Origin of the sequence: Streptosporangium canum, from assembly GCF_900113865.1 — a bacterium.
GTDB classification, from domain to species: Bacteria; Actinomycetota; Actinomycetes; order Streptosporangiales; family Streptosporangiaceae; genus Streptosporangium; species Streptosporangium canum.
The window spans coordinates 66,891-83,639 of record NZ_FOQY01000001.1; the positions used below are offsets into that span (position 1 = coordinate 66,891).

Here is a 16,749-nt window from a genome sequence, read left to right on the forward strand (position 1 = left end):
ATGCACCGAACCATGGGTCCACGCTATCCGCGCCGGCGACCTGAGGCGCCGGACCTGACCACTTCATCGGCTCACAGGGCCGGTCCGGCGAGTCCGGCCAGGGTCACAGGGCCGGTCCGGCAGGTCCGGGCAGGTTCACAGGGCCAGTCCGGCCAGTCCGGGCAGGTGGGAGCGGGCCGCGGCACGCGCCCCCTGAGGGGAGGTCCCGGCCAGGGCGGCCCGCGCGGCGAGACGGCACTGCTCGCGGGTGTGCCGCGACAGCGCGGCCCGTACGGCGGGCAGCGCCGCAGGGGCCATCGACAGCGAGGTGACGCCGAGCCCGGCCAGCACGCAGGCCAGGACCGGGTCGCCGGCGGCCTCCCCGCACACCCCGCACGGCTTGCCGTGCTCGACGGCCCCTGCCACGGCCAGGGCGACCAGGTCGAGCAGCGCGGGCTGCCAGGCGTCCTGCAGTGCGGTCAGCGCGCCCACCTGCCGGTCGGCGGCGAAGGTGTACTGGGCCAGGTCGTTGGTGCCCAGCGAGAAGAAGTCCGCCTCCTCGGCCAGGTCGGCGGCGCGCAGGGCGGCCGCCGGGATCTCGATCATCACGCCCGCGGACGGCAGCCCCGCCTCCTTGCAGGTCGCCACGTACCAGGCGGCCTCCTCGGCGGTGGCCACCATCGGGGCCATCACCTGGAGCTTGGCCGAGGAGCGGGCGGCGGCTCCGGCCAGGGCGGCCAGCTGCGTGTTCAGGATCTCCGGATGCGCCCGGAGAAGCCGCAGCCCGCGCTGCCCCAGCGCCGGGTTCGGCTCCTCCCCCTGCGGGGGCAGGAAGGCGAGCGGCTTGTCCGCCCCCGCGTCGAGCGTCCGCACGACCACCCGGCCGCCCGGGAAGGCGTCCAGCACCTCCAGGTAGGCGGCCTCCTGCTCCTCCCCCGAGGGCGCCGTCGTCCGGTCCAGGAAGAGGAACTCCGTCCGGTAGAGCCCGACGCCCTCCGCCCCGTGCTCCAGGGCGCCGTCCACGTCACGCGGCCCGCCGATGTTGGCCAGCAGCGGCACGGCGTGGCCGTCGGCGGTCATCCCCGGCCCGGTGGCGGCGGCGAGCGCCGCGTCCCTGGCGGAGGCGGCGTTCCTCGCCGTGGCCACCTCCTCCTCCGAGGGCGCGGGCCGTACGAGACCGGAGACACCGTCCACCAGCACCGGCGTGCCCGGCGCGATCGAGGTGGCCCCCGGACAGGCGACGACGGCCGGCACCCCCATCGCGCGGGCGAGGATCGCGGTGTGACTGGTCGGCCCGCCCTGCTCGGTGACGAAGGCGGCCACCACGTCACGGGAGAGCAGCGCGGTGTCGGCGGGCGCCAGGTCACGGGCGATGAGGACGTACGGCTGCGCCGCGCGGGAGGGCAGGCCGGGCAGCGGCAGGCCCTCGATCACCGCGATGGCGCGGTCCCTGACGTCGTCCAGGTCGGCGGCGCGCTCGCCCAGGTATCCCCCGGCGTCGACGAGCATCTCGCGGTAGCCGCCGAATGCCTCGTAGACCGCGCGGGCCGCGCTCTTGCCCGCGTCGATCAGGCCGGTCACCCCGACGGCGAGGCCGGGGTCACGGGCCATCAGCGCCTGGGCGCCCAGGATGTCCTGAGCCTCGCCGCCCGCCCGGACCCCCCGCTCCTCCAGGTCGGCGGCGACCTGCTCCAGCGCCCGCGTGGCCCTGTCCCGCTCCGCCCCGGCGTCCCCGCCGTGCCGGGCGCCGGGCGCCGGCACCGGCGTCTCGTACGCGAGAACGTAACCGGGCCCGAAGCCGACGCCCGGACTCACGCCCACCCCCGTGAGCGCGGTCATGGCGCTGAGGCGATGAGGGCGAGCTGGTCCAGGATCTCGTCGGCGCCCTCGCCCTCGGCCTTGATCACCACCGTGTCGCCCTGCCGGACGTCGAGCGACAGGACCGCGAGGATGCTCTTGGCGTTCACCGGCTGCCCGCCCCCCTTGGCGACGGTGACGTCCAGCGGGGCCTTGGTCGCGGTCTGCACGAACGTCGCCGCGGGACGGGCGTGCAGGCCGACCTCGGCCTCGACGGTGACTTGACGCTCGGCCACATGCTCCTCCTGCAAGAGTCGGCCGGGCGGTCTAGACCGCCCGGCTCACTGATCGGTCGACGGGGGCCATTCGACCCCCGTCAGGTCGGCGACCACGAGATCCGCCGCGGTGAGCTCCGTGCCCGCATGGGTCGTCGCTATGCCCACACACCTCATACCCGCCGCCTTGGCCGCCGCAATCCCGGCGATCGAGTCCTCGAAGGCGACGCAGTGCGCCGGATCGACGGAGAGCCGCCGGGCGGCCAGCAGGAACCCCTCCGGGTCCGGCTTGCCCACGACCACGTCCTGGGCCGACACGACGGTGAGCACCAGGTCGCGTATCCCGGTCTCCGCGAGCCGCTCCTCCGCCCAGTCCGGGGAGGCGGAGGTGACGACGGCGATCGACGAGCCGTACGCCGAGACCCTGCGGACCAGGTCGGCGGCGCCCGGCACCGGCACGACGGCGGGCAGGCCGGGATGGTCGTTGAAGGACATGACCTCGCTGATCAGTTCGTCGATCCGCCGGCCGGGAAAGAGATGGGCCCTCTCGGCCAGGACGTCGCGCCCGCGCCGTCCCATGAAGCCGCGCAGCACGACCTCGTCGTGGCCGACTCCGTGTCTGTCGAGCAGCATCGCCCACATCGCCAGGCTCCGGCGCTCGCTGTCGATCAGCGTGCCGTCCAGGTCGAACAGCGCAGCCTTCATGGTCGTCCTCGCCTCCAGGTCCGTCATCCCCGTGGATCGCGCTCCGCGGCCGGCCGCCGCCCGGGACTTCCGTACCCACGGGCCCCGGGGCCTCATGCCCACAGGAAGAGGTCGTCTCCCGCGCGGACGGCGCCCTGGGCGAGTGTGGTGACGGATCCCTCGGCCGCGTCCAGCGCGACGACGGGGCAGACAGGGGAACGCCCGCCAGCCTCGATCTCCAGAGGATTCCACACCACCACGGGCTGCCCCGCGCTCACCCGGTCCCCCTCGGACACCAGCAGTTCGAATCCCGCGCCTTTGAGCTGCACGGTGTCGATGCCCAGATGGACCAGGACGCCCCGGCCGTCGTCGCCGACGACGACGAACGCGTGCGGATGCAGTTTGACGATCTTACCTGTGATGGGTGAGACGGCCTCACCGGGCTCCCTGGCGGGCTCGATGGCCGCTCCGGGCCCGACCAGGCCCTCGGAGAACACCGGGTCGGGTACTGCCCTCAGGCCCACGGCCGCCCCCGCGACCGGGGCCAGAACTGTGGTCATCACACCCCCTCGGCATGTCCCCGCCCGTGCGGGCGGGGACGGCCCCCGGCCTCTCAGCCGATGATGTCCTCGATGTCGCTGGCGATCGTGTCCGCCTCCGGGCCCACGACCACCTGGACGATGTTGCCCGCGGCCATCACCCCGTGCGCGCCGGCCGCCTTGAGAGCCGCCTGATCGACTTTGGAGGCGTCGCGCACCTCGGTACGGAGCCGGGTGATGCACGGTTCGATCTCAATGATGTTGTCCACGCCACCGAGCCCCGCGATGATCGCGTCGGCGTTGGCCGCCATATCGCCCTCCAGTCGTCATCGGTCTTTGACCAGGCTAAACGACGTCGGGGGATCAGTCGGTCTGGGTCACCTTGTTGAGACCGCGGGGCGCGTCGGGGTCGATCCCCAGCCTGCGCGCGAGGGCCTCGGTCAGCAGCTGCCCGGGGACGATGAGGCCGAGCGGGGCGACCCATTCGGGGAGGTCGGGGCCGTTCAACGCGGCGGTGGCGACCGAGGAGAGCGCGGTGCCGCCACCGACGGTGAAGGCCGAGGCCCCGGCGCCGGTGACCCGCTCGGCGAGCGCCACGGTGCCGGCCAGGGTCGGCCCCTCGCCGGCCGCTACCAGGATGGCCGGGGTGTCCTCGTCGACCACGGCGATCGGGCCGTGCAGCAGGTCGGCGTAGGACAGGCCCATGGCGTGCAGGTAGCACGCCTCCTTGAGCTTGAGCGCCAGCTCAAGCGCGGTGGAGAAGGCCAGGCCACGGCCGGAGACCACGACGCCGGGCTTGTCGGCCAGGCCCTCGACGATCTGCTCCAGGTCGCCGGGCTCCGCGATCAGCTTCTCCACCGCGTCCGGCACCCGCTGCAGGTCGGCGGCGTCGACGTCGGCGCCCAGGCCGAGGCCGAGCACGGCCAGCGCGGCGAGCTGGGTGGTGTAGGTCTTGGTGGCCGGGACGGCCTTCTCCTCGCCCGCGAGCGTGCACAGCGCGAGGTCGGCGGCCTGGGCCAGGGGGCTCTGCTCGCCGCCGTTGGTGATGGCCACCGTACGGGCGCCGCAGTCCTTCGCCCAGGCGAGGGTCTCGACGATCTCCTCGGTCCGGCCGGACTGGGAGAGCGCGACGGCCAGGACGCCGTCGAGGTCCAGCTTGCGCCTGTAGGTGGTGGCGATCGAGGGCGCGGCGAGGGTGGACAGGCGGCCCGTGTGCGCTTCCGCCAGGTAACGGCCGTAGACTGCGGCATTGTCGGAGGTGCCACGGGCGATGAACAGCAGCTGACGGGTCTGTCCCGCGAGCTTCTGCACCTCCCCGACCCTGGGGAGGAGGGCGTCCAGCGTGGCTCGCAACGCAGCGGGCTGCTCGGCGATCTCGCTGCGCATCTTGGTCGTCATCTAGCGCTCATCCTTCGGTTCGGGCCGGCGAGATCGGGCCGTTATCGATCCGTCGCCGGTCCGTACGTTGACACCCTTTTCCGGCCTGTGGTCTAGTCCGGACTAGACCAGTACGAACCATAACTCATCACTACATCTCAGATCGAGGGGGGAGGATCCCATGGCTCAGATCGACCCGGACAGCCCGATACCGAAATACTTCCAGCTCCGGGAGATCCTCCTCGACCTCATCGAGAACAACGAGCTGGCGATCGGCATGGCGATCCCATCCGAGCGCGAGCTCTGCCAGCGCTTCGGGCTGTCCCGGATGACCGTGCGGCAGGCCGTCGACCACCTGGTCTCCGAGGGCAGGCTGCAGCGCGTCGCGGGCAAGGGCACCTTCGTGGCCCGCCCCAAGATCGAGATGGCCCTCCGGCTGACCTCCTTCAGCGACGAGATGCGCGCCCGGGGCATGGAACCCGGCTCCCGCGACCTGGACCGCCGGGTGGTCAGAGCCAGTGCGCACCTCGCCAGGGAGCTCGGCATCCAGCCGGGGGACGAAGTGCACTTCATCGAGCGGCTGCGCACCGCGGCCGACGAGCCCATGTGCATCGAGCGGGCCCACATCCCGGTCTCCCTCGCGCCCGACCTCGACACCCACGACCTGACGGGCCGCTCCCTCTACGCGCTGCTCGAGACCCGCTACGGCCTGGTGCTCGACGCGGGCGAGCTCACCATCGACGGCGGCATAGCCGATCCCGGAGACGCCGACCTGCTGAAACTGCCGCGCGGTGGAGCCGTCCTGCTGCTCCAGCGACGCTCCTTCGCCGGAGGCGTCTGCGCCGAACTCGGGGTCTCCACCTACCGCGCCGACCGCTACCAGCTCCGCACGGTCCTGGAAATACCGGCGCGCCGCTCCTGACCTCCTCCCTCCCCCCACCCCCTGGAGGAAAGTCCGATGAGTTCCACCTCAGCGGACGCGGGTCCCCCCGCCCCGCCCTCGTCCGGATCCGCCGTGATGAGCGTGCTCCAGCGGCTGGGTCGCTCCCTCATGCTGCCGATCGCGGTCCTGCCGGCCGCGGGCCTGCTGCTCCGGCTCGGCAAGGACGACCTCGTGGGCCGGACCGACAGCCCCCTACTCGACGACGTCGCCCACGTCCTCGGCATCGCGGGCGGCACGCTCTTCGACAACCTGCCCATCCTGTTCGCGATCGGCGTCGCCATCGGGTTCGCCCGCAAGGCCGACGGCTCCACCGCACTGGCCGCGCTCGTCGGCTACCTGGTCTTCCACGCGGTCAGCATGACCATGTTCTTCAACCTCTTCGACGACCGGCTGAAGGACTCGATCTCCAGCCGGCTGTTCGACCCCGCCAACCCGGGCGTCCCGGAGGTGGCGCTCAACCTCGGGGCGCAGAACCCGACCCGGGTGCTCGGCGGCATCGTCATGGGCCTCGTCTCCGCGCTGCTGTGGCAGCGCTACTACCGCACCAAGCTGCCCACCTGGCTGGCCTTCTTCGGCGGGCGCCGCCTGGTGCCGATCCTCACCGCCTTCGCCGGGCTGGTCCTGGGCGTGTTCTTCGGCTTCATCTGGCCGGTCATCGGCAACTGGCTCCGCGCCTTCGGCGCCTGGCTCGCCGAGAACAGCACGATCGGCGCCGGGGTCTACGGCATGGTCAACCGCGCGCTGCTCCCGCTGGGCCTGCACCACATCGTCAACAACGTGGTCTGGACCCAGGTGCCGGAGTGCGTGGTCGACGGCAAGCAGCTCGCCGGCGACCTGGTCTGCTTCAACAACGGCGCCATGGGCTACGGCGGTTTCGAAGCCGGTCTCTACCCGGTCCTCATGTTCGGCCTGCCCGCCGCGGCGATCGCCATCTGGCGGGCCGCGCCGCCGCACCGCCGCACGGCGGTCGGCTCGATCATGATCTCCGCCGCGCTCACCGCGTTCCTCACCGGGATCACCGAGCCGATCGAGTTCGCCTTCATCTTCGTGGCCCCGGTCCTGTTCGTGGTGCACATCGTCCTGACCGGCCTCTCCCTGGCGATCGCCTCCGCCCTGGGCGCCAAGCTCGCCTTCAGCTTCTCCTCCGGGCTGATCGACCTCGGCCTGTACGGCACCGCCCCCAACGCCCAGGGCGTCCCGATCATCATCGTAATGGGCCTCGTCTACGCGGTGATCTACTACACCGTGTTCAGCTTCCTGATCAGGAGGCTGAACATCATGACCCCGGGCCGGGAGCCCGAGCCCGACGTCGACTCCGGCGAGCCCGCCACCGCACCCCCCGCCAGACCGGCCTGACCCGCCCCTCCGGGACGCGGAACGCCCCGCTCCGGTGGCCGCGTGGTCACGACCGCGTGGTCACGGAACCGTGTATTCACGGGACCGGGTGGTAGATACCAAGCATCCCCCTGTACGGCGCGGCACGCAGGGGGTTCGGGGATGGGCACGGCAGCCGTGGAACGCGGCCCTTCGATCTGGTCGTCGGTCTTCGCGATACTCCAGCGCATCGGGCGCTCGTTGATGATGCCGATCGCGGTGCTGCCCGCCGCCGGCCTGCTGCTCAGATTCGGCCAGGAGGACCTCCTCGGCCGGACGGACAACGCCTTCCTCGACCAGGTGGCCGCCGTCTTCGCCGCCGCCGGCGGCGCCCTGTTCGACAACCTGCCGCTGCTGTTCGCGGTCGGCGTCGCCATCGGGTTCGCCCGCAAGGCCGACGGCTCCACCGCGCTCGCCGCGGTGGTCGGCTACCTGGTCTTCGACCGGGTCAGCAGGACCCTGTTCTTCGCCGCCTCCCCCGCCTCCGAGGTCTACAAGAAGATCGCGCTGACCGTCGTGGGCCCCGACGGACGCCCCCTGCCGCTGCTCAACCTCGGCGTGCAGAACCCCACCGGGGTCCTGGGCGGCATCGTCATCGGCATCACCGCCGCCCTGCTCTGGCAGCGCTACTACCGGGTCAAGCTCCCCTCCTGGCTCGCCTTCTTCGGCGGACGGCGGTCCGTCCCGATCGTCACCGCCGTCGCCGCCCTGATCCTCGGGGTGATCTTCGGCCTGCTCTGGCGGCCGGTCGGCGACTGGCTGGCCACCGTGGGAGACTGGCTGGCCGCCCACGGCACCGTGGGCGCGGGCGTCTACGGCGTGGCCAACCGCCTGCTCATCCCGATCGGCCTGCACCACTTCCTGAACACGATCGTCTGGTTCACCCTCCCCGAGTGCCGGGCCGGGGTCGACGATGCGACCAGGAACGCCTCCGGCGACCTGAACTGCTACTTCGCCGGCCAGGACGGTGCCGGGATCTTCATGACCGGCTTCTTCCCGGTGATGATGTTCGGCCTGCTCGGCGCCGCCATCGCGATGTGGCAGGCGGCTCCGCACGGCAAGCGCGCGACCGTCGGCGGCATCATGCTGTCGGCCGGTCTCACCTCGTTCGTGACCGGCATCACCGAGCCGCTGGAGTTCGCCTTCATCTTCGTGGCGCCCGTGCTGTTCGTGGTGCACGCGCTCCTCACCGGGCTGTCGATGGCCCTGATGGCCGAGTTGGGGGCCCGGCTCGGGTTCACCTTCTCCGGGGGCGCCATCGACATGCTCCTCAACGCGGGCAAGTCCAACACCCACCGGATCGTCCTGATCATCGTCTTCGGCCTGATCTACTTCGTCGTCTACTACCTGCTGTTCACCATCCTGATCAGGAAACTGAACCTGGCCACCCCGGGCCGCGAGCAGGAGGACGCCGAGCCTCCGCCGGGTACGGCCGCCACCGGTCCCCCCACCCCCTGAGGCCGGATACGGCCACCGGGGCCCACCCCCGCACCGACTACGGCCACCGGTCCCCTCGCTCCTGCGCCCGATACGGCCGCCGCCGGACCGCCCGTCCCCCGAACGACGTTTCGGCTGTCCTCCCGGAGATCACGACTCATTCCGGAACCCGCCTCCACCCGGTCGGGAACCGATCCAGCTTGAGGGCATCTTCTCCGCCTAAATGGGCGAAACGCCGGGGATCACGGGGAAGTTGGCGTCCGATGTATCTGGACAGGGGGCCGGAAACTCCTAGATGTGTCAGTTCCCCCGACGAAAATCGGAGTTGCCATGTCCCGTACGCCACGGCCGGTTCCGCTCCCCCGGATCGCGCCGTCCCCCTCCGCCGAGCCGCCCTACGACGACGAGCGCCCGGCCGGGGACGTCCCGGCCGCCCCGCCGTACGTCCAGGGGGCCCTCGCCCTCGCCTACGACCCCGAGCCGGTCGAGCCGCCGGTCCGCAGGCCGTTGATCTGGGGGCCGCCGGGCGCGGTCCCCGACGATCGACGGCTGCGAGCCCTCGGCCAGGCCGTCGCCGAGATCCTGTCCGGCAGGCGGCCCCCTTCGAGCGTCTCCGCGCACATGACCGAACGCACCCACGCCGAGCTGGTCAGGAGCGGGAAGATCATCAACTGCACGCGGCCGCCGCTGGTCGGCACGCCGCACGTGTCCCAGCCCAAGGACGGGGTCGTGGAGATGTGCGTCCTGGTGCACTGCGGCGACCGGCCGCGCGTGCTGGCGCTGAGACTGGAGCGCAAGGGCGTGCAGTGGCTGTGCACCGACTTCGAGGCGACCCCCTGACCGCACGCCGCAGCGCGCGCCCTACCGCGTGAAAGCCGAAGGGCCCGCACGGCGTGCGGGCCCTTCGGACGGCGGTCAGGCTTCGACGTGCCTGGGGTCGCCGTGGCAGCGCTTGTACTTCTTGCCGGAGCCGCAGGGGCACGGGGCGTTGCGCTCGACGTTGCCGTAGGCGTCGCGCTCCGCCTTGCTGCTGATCCGGGTGTGCTCGACCTCGCCGCTCTCGCCGGGCGCGGTGTATTCCAGCTCGGAGGGACGCTGCGGGCCACGCAGGCCGCGAGCGATGATCGAGCGGGTCTCCGCGACCGCCGCGTCCTCGTGCTCGTGGTCATGGTCGTGCTCTTCGACGATCGGGTTGGTCTGCACCTCGACTTCGAGGTTGAACAGGTAGCCGACCGACTCCTCCTTGATGCCCTCGAGCATCTGGGAGAACATGTCGAAGCCCTCGCGCTGGTATTCGATCAGGGGGTCGCGCTGCGCCATCGCGCGCAGGCCGATGCCCTCCTGGAGGTAGTCCATCTCGTAGAGGTGCTCGCGCCACTTGCGGTCGAGGACCGACAGGATGACCCGGCGCTCCAGCTCCCGCATGGTCTCGGGGCCGAGCTCCGCCTCGCGGAGGTCGTAGGCGGCCATCGCGTCCGCCTTGACCTTCTCGTTGAGGAACTCCGCGGTGAGCTCCTCGCGACCGCCGGCCTCCTCGACGACGCCGTCGATGGTGAGGGTGGTCGGGTAGAGCTGGCCGATCGCCTTCCACAGCTTGTCGAGGTCCCACTCCTCGGAGAAGCCCTCGGCGGTGGCACCGGCGGTGTACTCGTCGATGACGTCGTTGATGAAGCCTCGGATCTGCTCGTGCAGGTCCGCGCCCTCCAGGACCTGGCGGCGCTCGGCGTAGATCACCTTGCGCTGCCGGTTCATGACCTCGTCGTACTTCAGAACGTTCTTGCGGATCTCGAAGTTCTGCTGCTCGACCTGGTGCTGGGCGGAGGCGATGGCCTTGGAGACGATGCCCGACTCGATCGGGACGTCGTCCGGGATGTTCAGCCGCGTCATGATCATCTCGACCCTGGCCGAGTTGAACAGGCGCATGAGGTCGTCTTCGAGCGAGAGGTAGAACCGGGACTCGCCCGGGTCGCCCTGACGGCCGGACCGGCCGCGGAGCTGGTTGTCGATGCGCCGCGACTCGTGCCGCTCGGTGCCCAGCACGTAGAGGCCGCCGAGCTCGGTGACCTCGTCGTGCTCGGCCCGCACGGCCTCCTTGGCCTTCTCCAGCGCCTCGCCCCAGGCCTTGTCGTACTCGTCGGGGGTCTCGACCGGGTCCAGGCCGCGGTTGCGCAGCTCGACGTCGGCGCGGAAGTCGGGGTTGCCGCCGAGCATGATGTCGGTGCCTCGACCGGCCATGTTGGTGGCGACGGTGACGGCGTGCTTGCGGCCCGCCTCGGCGATGATCGCCGCCTCACGCGCGTGGTTCTTGGCGTTGAGGACCTCGTGCTTGACGCCCTTGCGCTTGAGCTCCTTGGCCAGGCGCTCGGACTTGGCGACGCTCGTGGTGCCGACCAGGACCGGCTGGCCCTTCTCGTAGCGCTCCTTGATGTCCTCGACGCAGGCCAGGAACTTGGCGTCCTCGTTCTTGTAGACCACGTCGGCCTGGTCCTTGCGGATCATCGGGCGGTTGGTCGGGATCGGGACGACGCCGAGCTTGTAGGTCTGGTGGAACTCGTTGGCCTCGGTGGCCGCGGTGCCGGTCATGCCGGAGAGCGTCTTGTAGAGGCGGAAGTAGTTCTGCAGCGTGATCGTGGCGAGAGTCTGGTTCTCGTCCTTGATCTTCACGCCTTCCTTCGCCTCGATGGCCTGGTGCATGCCCTCGTTGTAGCGGCGGCCGTGCAGGACTCGGCCGGTGAACTCGTCGACGATCAGGACCTCGCCGTCGACGACGATGTAGTCCTTGTCTTTCCGGTAGAGCTCCTTGGCCTTCAACGCGTTGTTGAGGAAGCCGACCAGGTGGGTGTGCTCGGGCTTGTAGAGGTTGTCGATGCCGAGCCAGTCCTCGACCTTCTCCACGCCGGTCTCGAAGATGCCGACGGTGCGCTTCTTCTCGTCGACGGCGTAGTCGCCGGTGTTCTCCTCGCCGTCCTTGCCCTCGGTGCCCCTGCGGAGCCGGGGGACGATCTTGGCGAACTCGGCGTACCACTTGCCGGACTGCTCGCCGGGGCCGGAGATGATCAGCGGCGTCCTGGCCTCGTCGATGAGGATCGAGTCGACCTCGTCGACGAGGCCGTAGTTGTGGCCGCGCTGGACGCACTCCTCCAGCGACCAGGCCATGTTGTCACGCAGGTAGTCGAAGCCGAACTCGTTGTTCGTGCCGTAGGTGATGTCCGCGTTGTACTGCTTGCGGCGCTCGTCGGGCGGCATGTTCGCCAGGATCACGCCGACCTCGAGGCCGAGGAAGCGGTGGATGCGGCCCGTCTCCTCGGAGTCGCGCTTGGCCAGGTAGTCGTTGACCGTGATGACGTGGACGCCCTTGCCGGAGATGGCGTTGAGGTAGGCGGGGAGCGCGCAGGTGAGGGTCTTGCCCTCACCGGTGCGCATCTCGGAGATGTTGCCCATGTGCAGGTTGGCCCCGCCCATGATCTGCACGTCGAAAAGACGCTTGCCCAGCACGCGCCGGGAGGCCTCACGGACGGTGGCGAAGGCTTCGGGGAGCAGGTCGTCGAGCGACTCTCCGTCGGCGTGACGCTGCTTGTAGTCAGCGGTCAGCGCGCGGAGTTCGGCGTCGGTCAGGCTCTTGAAGTCGTCCTCAATGGAGTTGACCTGGTCGGCGATCCGCTTGAGCTTACGCAGAAGCTTGCCTTCGCCTGCGCGAAGAATCTTATCGAGAAAGGCTGGCACTTTAGGTAAAGCTCCTCGCAGGTCTTCCGTGGCCGGACCGGCCCGGATGAGGACGAGACACGGTTCTCCGCTGCCATCGTAGGCGGTTCTACCACCAGACACAGCCACCCTGAAAGACGCTCTTCGCGTCCGGGGAGTTCCCCGCGCCCTTTTTATTGGGAGTAGTAGCCAGCCTAAAGGGTATGCCGGTTTGCGCACGCGCATGGCGAAGAGGTCGATTCTACGGGCGCGTCGCGACCCGAGGGAGCCGCCGTGGAGGACGACGCGGAGCGGACGAGCCACACGGGCAGGGCGTCGTCATGGCTGGCCGTGACCGTGATCACGCTGGGTTTCGCCATCGGCGGGGTGGGGCTGTGCCTGGGCCCCATGTGGCCGCTGTTCTGGATGGGCGCGGCCGTGTGCGTCCTGGGCGGAATCCTCCTGCTGGCCTTCCGGGTCTTCCGGGACGCCGTCCTCGAGGCCCCGCGCGCGCCGTACCGGCAGACCGGGACGGAAACGTCCGAGTGACACCGGCATAAACATTTTGTCGGTGTGTAGCGCTAACCTCGGCGTCATGCTGACGTTCCATCCCCTCCCCGGCTCCCCCGGGGGCCGATCATGACGGTCACACTCTCCGCCGACGAGGCCCGCCGGATCATCCTCCGCGCCCAGGGCCTGCTCGGCGCCGACGCCCGCCGCGGCGGCGCCCCCGCGACCCTGCGCCGTCTGGGAGCCGTCCAGCTCGACACGATCTCCGTCCTCGCCCGCTCCCACGAGCTCGTCGCCTACGCCCGTCTCGGCGCCGTCGGCAGGCAGCGGATCGAGCGCGCCTACTGGGACGACCCGGCCCAGGCCTTCGAATACTGGTGCCACGCCGCCTGCGTCCTGCCGATCGACGACTGGCCCCTCTACGCCTTCCGGCGCAGGTATCTGCGCGCCAGGAAATTCCGCTGGCACGAGGTTCCCGACAACGTGGACAAGGTGCTGGAGCAGGTGCGCGAGAGCGGCCCGATCACCACCGCCGACATCGGGGGCGCCAAGAACGGCGGCCCGTGGTGGGACTGGTCCGACTCGAAGATCGCCATCGAGTGGCTGCTGGACATCGGCGAGGTCGTCTGCACCCGCCGCGTCGGCTGGCGCCGCGTCTACGATCTGACCGAACGCGCGGTCCCCGCCCACCTCCTGGCCGAGGACCTCTCCGACGCCGAGTGCATCACCCGCCTGGCGGGGATCGCCGGCCGCGCCCTCGGCGTGGCCACGCGGGCCGATCTCGTCGACTTCCTCCGCCTCAGGCCCGCCTACGCCGCCCTCCTGGACGCCTCGTTGCTCGACGGCAGCGCCGGCCTCACCCCGGTCCAGGTCTCCGGCTGGCCGGACCGCTCGGCGAGCGCGTGGGCCGATCCGGCCGCCCTGGAGGGCGAGCCCCGGGGCCGCCACCGCACGACCCTGCTGTCGCCGTTCGACTCCCTCGTCTGGGACCGCGCCCGGACCGCCCGCGTCTTCGGCTTCAACCACCGGCTTGAGGCCTACGTCCCCAAGGAGAAGCGCGTCCACGGCTACTTCACGATGCCCGTCCTCGCCGGGGGCCGGCTGATAGGCCGGGTCGATCCCGCCCGGGAGGGCTCCACCCTGGTCGGCCGCCAGGTCAGCCTCGAACCCGGCGTCAACCAGCGCAAGGGCGCCGAGTCACTGGCCGGCGCGCTGTGGGAGGCAGCGAGCTGGGTCGGCTGCGACGACGTCCGCGTCGACCGCGTCGACCCGCACCTGTCCGCGCCCCTGCGGCACGCCCTGACCCGCTGAACACCGGCCCCGCCCACCCGCCGGGCTCAAGGCCCGTTGAACGCCGGACCCGCCCACCAGCGGGCCTGGGCCCGCTGACCCGCGGGTCCGCCGACCACCGCACCCGCGGGTGCGGCGCCCCGTCCGGGGCGCCGCACCCGGCGCGTCAGGTGATCTCGAGCATCCGCTCGCGGACCGCGTAGACCACCGCCTCCATCCTGGAGTGGAGCTGGAGCTTGTCCAGGATGTTGCGGACGTGGTTCTTCACGGTGTTCTCAGAGATGAACAACTGCTTGGCGATCTCGCGGTTGTTCATCCCCTTGGCGACCAGGCGGAGCACCTCCATCTCCCGGTCGGTCAACCGGGGGACGGGGAGCTGGGGGGGCCGCTCGGCCTCCTTGCGGCTCATGTTCGCGAACTCGGTGATGAGCTTGGCGGCCATCGCCGGATTGATGAGCGACTGTCCCTCGTGGACGCCGCGCACGGCCTCCGGGACCTCGTCGAGCTGCACGTTCTTCAGCAGGTAGCCGGTGGCACCCGCTTTGATCGCCTCGAAGAGGTCCTCCTCCTCGTCGCTCACCGTCAGCATGATGATCCGTGTGCTCGGCACCGAGGCCTTGATCGCACGCGCGGCCTCGATGCCGCTCCTACGGGGCATCCGGACGTCCATGAGCATGACATCGGGGGTGAGGCGGTCGGCGAGCTCGACCGCTTCTTGACCGTCGCTCGCCTCGCCGACCACCTCGATGTCCGTCTCCGCGCTCAGCGCCATTTCCAGACTGCGCCGGATCAGCGCGTGGTCATCGACGATGAGCACGCGGATCGGGTCACCACTCCTGGCAGGGCGGGTCGCCTCGTCGGGTTCCGTCACGCCTCCTCCTCGGGGGGCCAGAGCCGTTGGACCGCCATGATTACATGGGTTTCAGGGTCCTCGGGTTGGTCGGAGAGGATCTTCAAACGCGTCTGTCAGGGTTCTACGAGCCGCAGCACGCCGTAGTTGTAGCCCTGGCGCAGGTACACGACGCTCGGTTGGCCGCTCTCCTTGTCGCGGAACAGGTAGAAGTCGTGACCGACCAGCTCCATCTCGAGCAGGGCCTGGTCGATGGTCATCGGGTCGGCCCGGTGGGCCTTCTCCCGGACCACGAGCGGCCCGTCACCGTCCATGTGAATCGGGACGATGGTCTTGTCCTCGGCCGAGTCGGGCTCGAGCCCCGACTGGACCTCGGGCTCCTCACGCGGCCGGGGGGGAATGGCCTCCAGGGTCTCCGCAAGGGCGGTGGCGGCCAGCTCGGCGAGCGACGGGGGGCAGTGGTTGCCGTGGTGGATCTTGCGTCGGTCAGCGAGGCGCCGGAGTCTTCCTTCAAGCTTTCCGAGTGCAATATCGAGGGCGGCGAAGCGATCGTCGGCTGTGGCCTCGGCCCGGACCGCGGGCCCGCGGGAGTGGATGGTGAGCTCGACCCGCTCGCGTTGTCCGGTGATGCGGGGGTTGCTCTCTTTGGTCACCTCCACATCAACGCTGATGAGCTTGTGGTCCAAACGCTCGATCCTGGCCAGCTTGGTAGTCACGTGGTCGCGGAATCGGTCACTCACTCCGGTGTGCCGACCCTTGACGATGATGTCCATGCACGGACCCCCTTCGAACCTCGACGGTGGTACTGCTGCGGCACCCGCTCGGCCGACCTGGTCTTCGTCCCCACATCCGCCTGCTGAGGGTTTCGCAGCTCTTTGCCACTACATGCCCTTCTCTTCTGGCGAGGAACATCTGGCTCCCCGGGAAGGCAGGACTTACCTCTAAGCCGCACCGTGATCGATCGACAAAGAGTCGTCTTACGTGGACCGTTTGGCCTGCGGCTGGCATCGGCTAACCGAGCCGGCCCCCTTGCGGGAGTCGGTCCGGCGCAACCACGGACCCGAGCGGGTGCCATGGCTCAGACGCTATCCGCATCCCGACCGAATGTCAGCTTGGACACCGCCGAAAGGATCACTTTGCGTGATCACCCACCGGCCGATCGGGCGTCGGGACAGCCGCTTTGGCCGCTCGATATCCCTATATACAAGTGCTTCTCACATCGATTGAGCAGCCGCGAATCCTTGATCGGGACAGGGAGGTGTGGCCTCACGGTGAGACCGGCCCCCAATAACCCCTCACCCTCCGTCACGATAAGGACTTTGCCCTCTCCGGCGTGTCGCGGCGATCGTGGCGGCGAGCGGGACCGCCATCCCGGCCTCGCGCAGCGCCCTGGCCGCCTCGGCGAGCGTCGCGCCGGTGGTGACGATGTCGTCCACCAGCACAATCGGCCCCGCATCGCCCCAGGAGCCCGGCAGGGGCCCTTTCCGGGCAGCCGTAACCCTGAATGCCAGAGAGAGGTTCTCGGCCCGCTGGAGCGAGCTCAGCCCCGCCTGGTCGGCGACTCTGCGGCGCTGGGCGAGGATCTTCGCCACGGTCACCGGCCATCCCGCCGCGCGGAGGTATCCGGCGGCCAGCGCCGTCAGCCGGGTCACCGGATCGTGCCCGCGCCGCCGGAGGGCCGGCCGGGCGCTCGGCACCGGGACCAGCGTGACCGACCGGCCGCCGATCGCGGCGGCGACCGTCAGCGCCAGGGCTCCGGCGAGGGGATGGGCCAGGGCCGTACGGCCGCGCTCCTTGTAGGCGATGATCGCCCGTCGTGCGGCCCCCGTGTAGTCGGCCGCCGACCAGCATTCGGGCAGGCCCGGCGGGAACGGGACGGGCATCCGGCAGGCGGGCCGCCCGTGCAGCTCCGCCGCGCACCGGGGGCAGACGAGAGCGCCGGGCACACCGCATCCGGCGCAGCGGGGCGGCAGAACCAGGTCGAGCAGGGCTGTCGGCACGGCTCCACGGTGC

At 70.5% G+C, this 16,749-nt stretch carries 16 protein-coding genes; 6 read left to right on the forward strand and 10 right to left on the reverse strand.

Annotated elements, in window-relative coordinates; genetic code table 11:
* Positions 1–135 precede the first annotated feature (135 nt).
* The 6 genes from ptsP to BM085_RS00265 form a co-directional block, all read right to left on the reverse strand.
* Complete coding sequence (gene ptsP, locus BM085_RS00240) at positions 136–1,818, reverse strand: phosphoenolpyruvate--protein phosphotransferase (protein ID WP_093885039.1); 1,683 nt, start codon at positions 1,816–1,818, stop codon at positions 136–138.
* A complete protein-coding gene (locus tag BM085_RS00245; protein WP_093885040.1) occupies positions 1,815–2,072 on the reverse strand; it encodes an HPr family phosphocarrier protein in 258 nt (85 codons plus the stop codon). Before BM085_RS00245 ends, ptsP begins: the two co-directional genes overlap by 4 nt.
* 45 nt (positions 2,073–2,117) lie before the next feature.
* Entirely contained in the window at positions 2,118–2,756 is a 639-nt protein-coding gene (locus BM085_RS00250) for an HAD family hydrolase (protein WP_093885348.1), read from the reverse strand.
* A gap of 92 nt (positions 2,757–2,848) precedes the next feature.
* Positions 2,849–3,295 carry a PTS sugar transporter subunit IIA gene (locus BM085_RS00255; RefSeq protein ID WP_093885041.1) on the reverse strand — a complete coding sequence of 149 codons (447 nt, stop codon included), beginning with the start codon at positions 3,293–3,295 and terminating at the stop codon, positions 2,849–2,851.
* 53 nt (positions 3,296–3,348) lie between these two features.
* On the reverse strand, positions 3,349–3,585 hold the full coding sequence (locus tag BM085_RS00260; protein WP_012888165.1) for a PTS sugar transporter subunit IIB: 237 nt from the start codon (positions 3,583–3,585) through the stop codon (positions 3,349–3,351).
* 52 nt (positions 3,586–3,637) lie between these two features.
* A complete protein-coding gene (locus tag BM085_RS00265; protein ID WP_093885042.1) occupies positions 3,638–4,672 on the reverse strand; it encodes an SIS domain-containing protein in 1,035 nt (344 codons plus the stop codon).
* A 160-nt stretch (positions 4,673–4,832) separates the two neighbouring features.
* Here BM085_RS00265 and BM085_RS00270 point away from each other — a divergent pair, with 160 nt between their 5' ends.
* The 4 genes from BM085_RS00270 to BM085_RS00285 all read left to right on the forward strand — a co-directional run bounded on the left by BM085_RS00270 (position 4,833) and on the right by BM085_RS00285 (position 9,245).
* A complete protein-coding gene (locus BM085_RS00270; protein WP_031162498.1) occupies positions 4,833–5,573 on the forward strand; it encodes a GntR family transcriptional regulator in 741 nt (246 codons plus the stop codon).
* A gap of 36 nt (positions 5,574–5,609) precedes the next feature.
* Positions 5,610–6,950, forward strand: a complete 1,341-nt coding sequence (locus tag BM085_RS00275) for a PTS transporter subunit EIIC (protein WP_093885043.1) — start codon at positions 5,610–5,612, stop codon at positions 6,948–6,950.
* 141 nt (positions 6,951–7,091) lie between these two features.
* A complete protein-coding gene (locus BM085_RS00280; RefSeq protein ID WP_093885044.1) occupies positions 7,092–8,426 on the forward strand; it encodes a PTS transporter subunit EIIC in 1,335 nt (444 codons plus the stop codon).
* 309 nt (positions 8,427–8,735) lie between these two features.
* The gene (locus BM085_RS00285) at positions 8,736–9,245 is read left to right on the forward strand and encodes an Rv3235 family protein (protein ID WP_093885045.1); all 510 of its coding nucleotides are present in this window, start codon (positions 8,736–8,738) and stop codon (positions 9,243–9,245) included.
* Between the two features lie 75 nt (positions 9,246–9,320).
* Here the strand turns inward: BM085_RS00285 and secA are convergent, their stop codons facing one another.
* Positions 9,321–12,128: a preprotein translocase subunit SecA gene (gene secA / locus BM085_RS00290; protein ID WP_093885046.1), complete on the reverse strand. Its 2,808-nt coding sequence runs from the start codon at positions 12,126–12,128 to the stop codon at positions 9,321–9,323.
* A 252-nt stretch (positions 12,129–12,380) separates the two neighbouring features.
* On the opposite strand from secA, the gene BM085_RS00295 reads away from it, so the two are divergent.
* Together BM085_RS00295 and BM085_RS00300 are read left to right on the forward strand one after the other, a co-directional pair.
* The gene (locus BM085_RS00295) at positions 12,381–12,635 is read left to right on the forward strand and encodes an HGxxPAAW family protein (protein ID WP_093885047.1); all 255 of its coding nucleotides are present in this window, start codon (positions 12,381–12,383) and stop codon (positions 12,633–12,635) included.
* 90 nt (positions 12,636–12,725) lie between these two features.
* Complete coding sequence (locus BM085_RS00300; RefSeq protein WP_093885048.1) at positions 12,726–13,907, forward strand: winged helix-turn-helix domain-containing protein; 1,182 nt, start codon at positions 12,726–12,728, stop codon at positions 13,905–13,907.
* 145 nt (positions 13,908–14,052) lie between these two features.
* Here BM085_RS00300 and BM085_RS00305 read toward each other — a convergent pair whose 3' ends face one another.
* From BM085_RS00305 to BM085_RS00315, 3 genes are all read right to left on the reverse strand, one after another.
* Complete coding sequence (locus tag BM085_RS00305) at positions 14,053–14,757, reverse strand: response regulator (RefSeq protein ID WP_012888156.1); 705 nt, start codon at positions 14,755–14,757, stop codon at positions 14,053–14,055.
* A 95-nt stretch (positions 14,758–14,852) separates the two neighbouring features.
* Positions 14,853–15,509, reverse strand: coding sequence for a ribosome hibernation-promoting factor, HPF/YfiA family (gene hpf, locus BM085_RS00310; RefSeq protein WP_093885049.1), 657 nt, complete (start codon positions 15,507–15,509; stop codon positions 14,853–14,855).
* A gap of 522 nt (positions 15,510–16,031) precedes the next feature.
* Positions 16,032–16,736 carry a ComF family protein gene (locus BM085_RS00315; RefSeq protein ID WP_093885050.1) on the reverse strand — a complete coding sequence of 235 codons (705 nt, stop codon included), beginning with the start codon at positions 16,734–16,736 and terminating at the stop codon, positions 16,032–16,034.
* Positions 16,737–16,749: the final 13 nt, after the last annotated feature.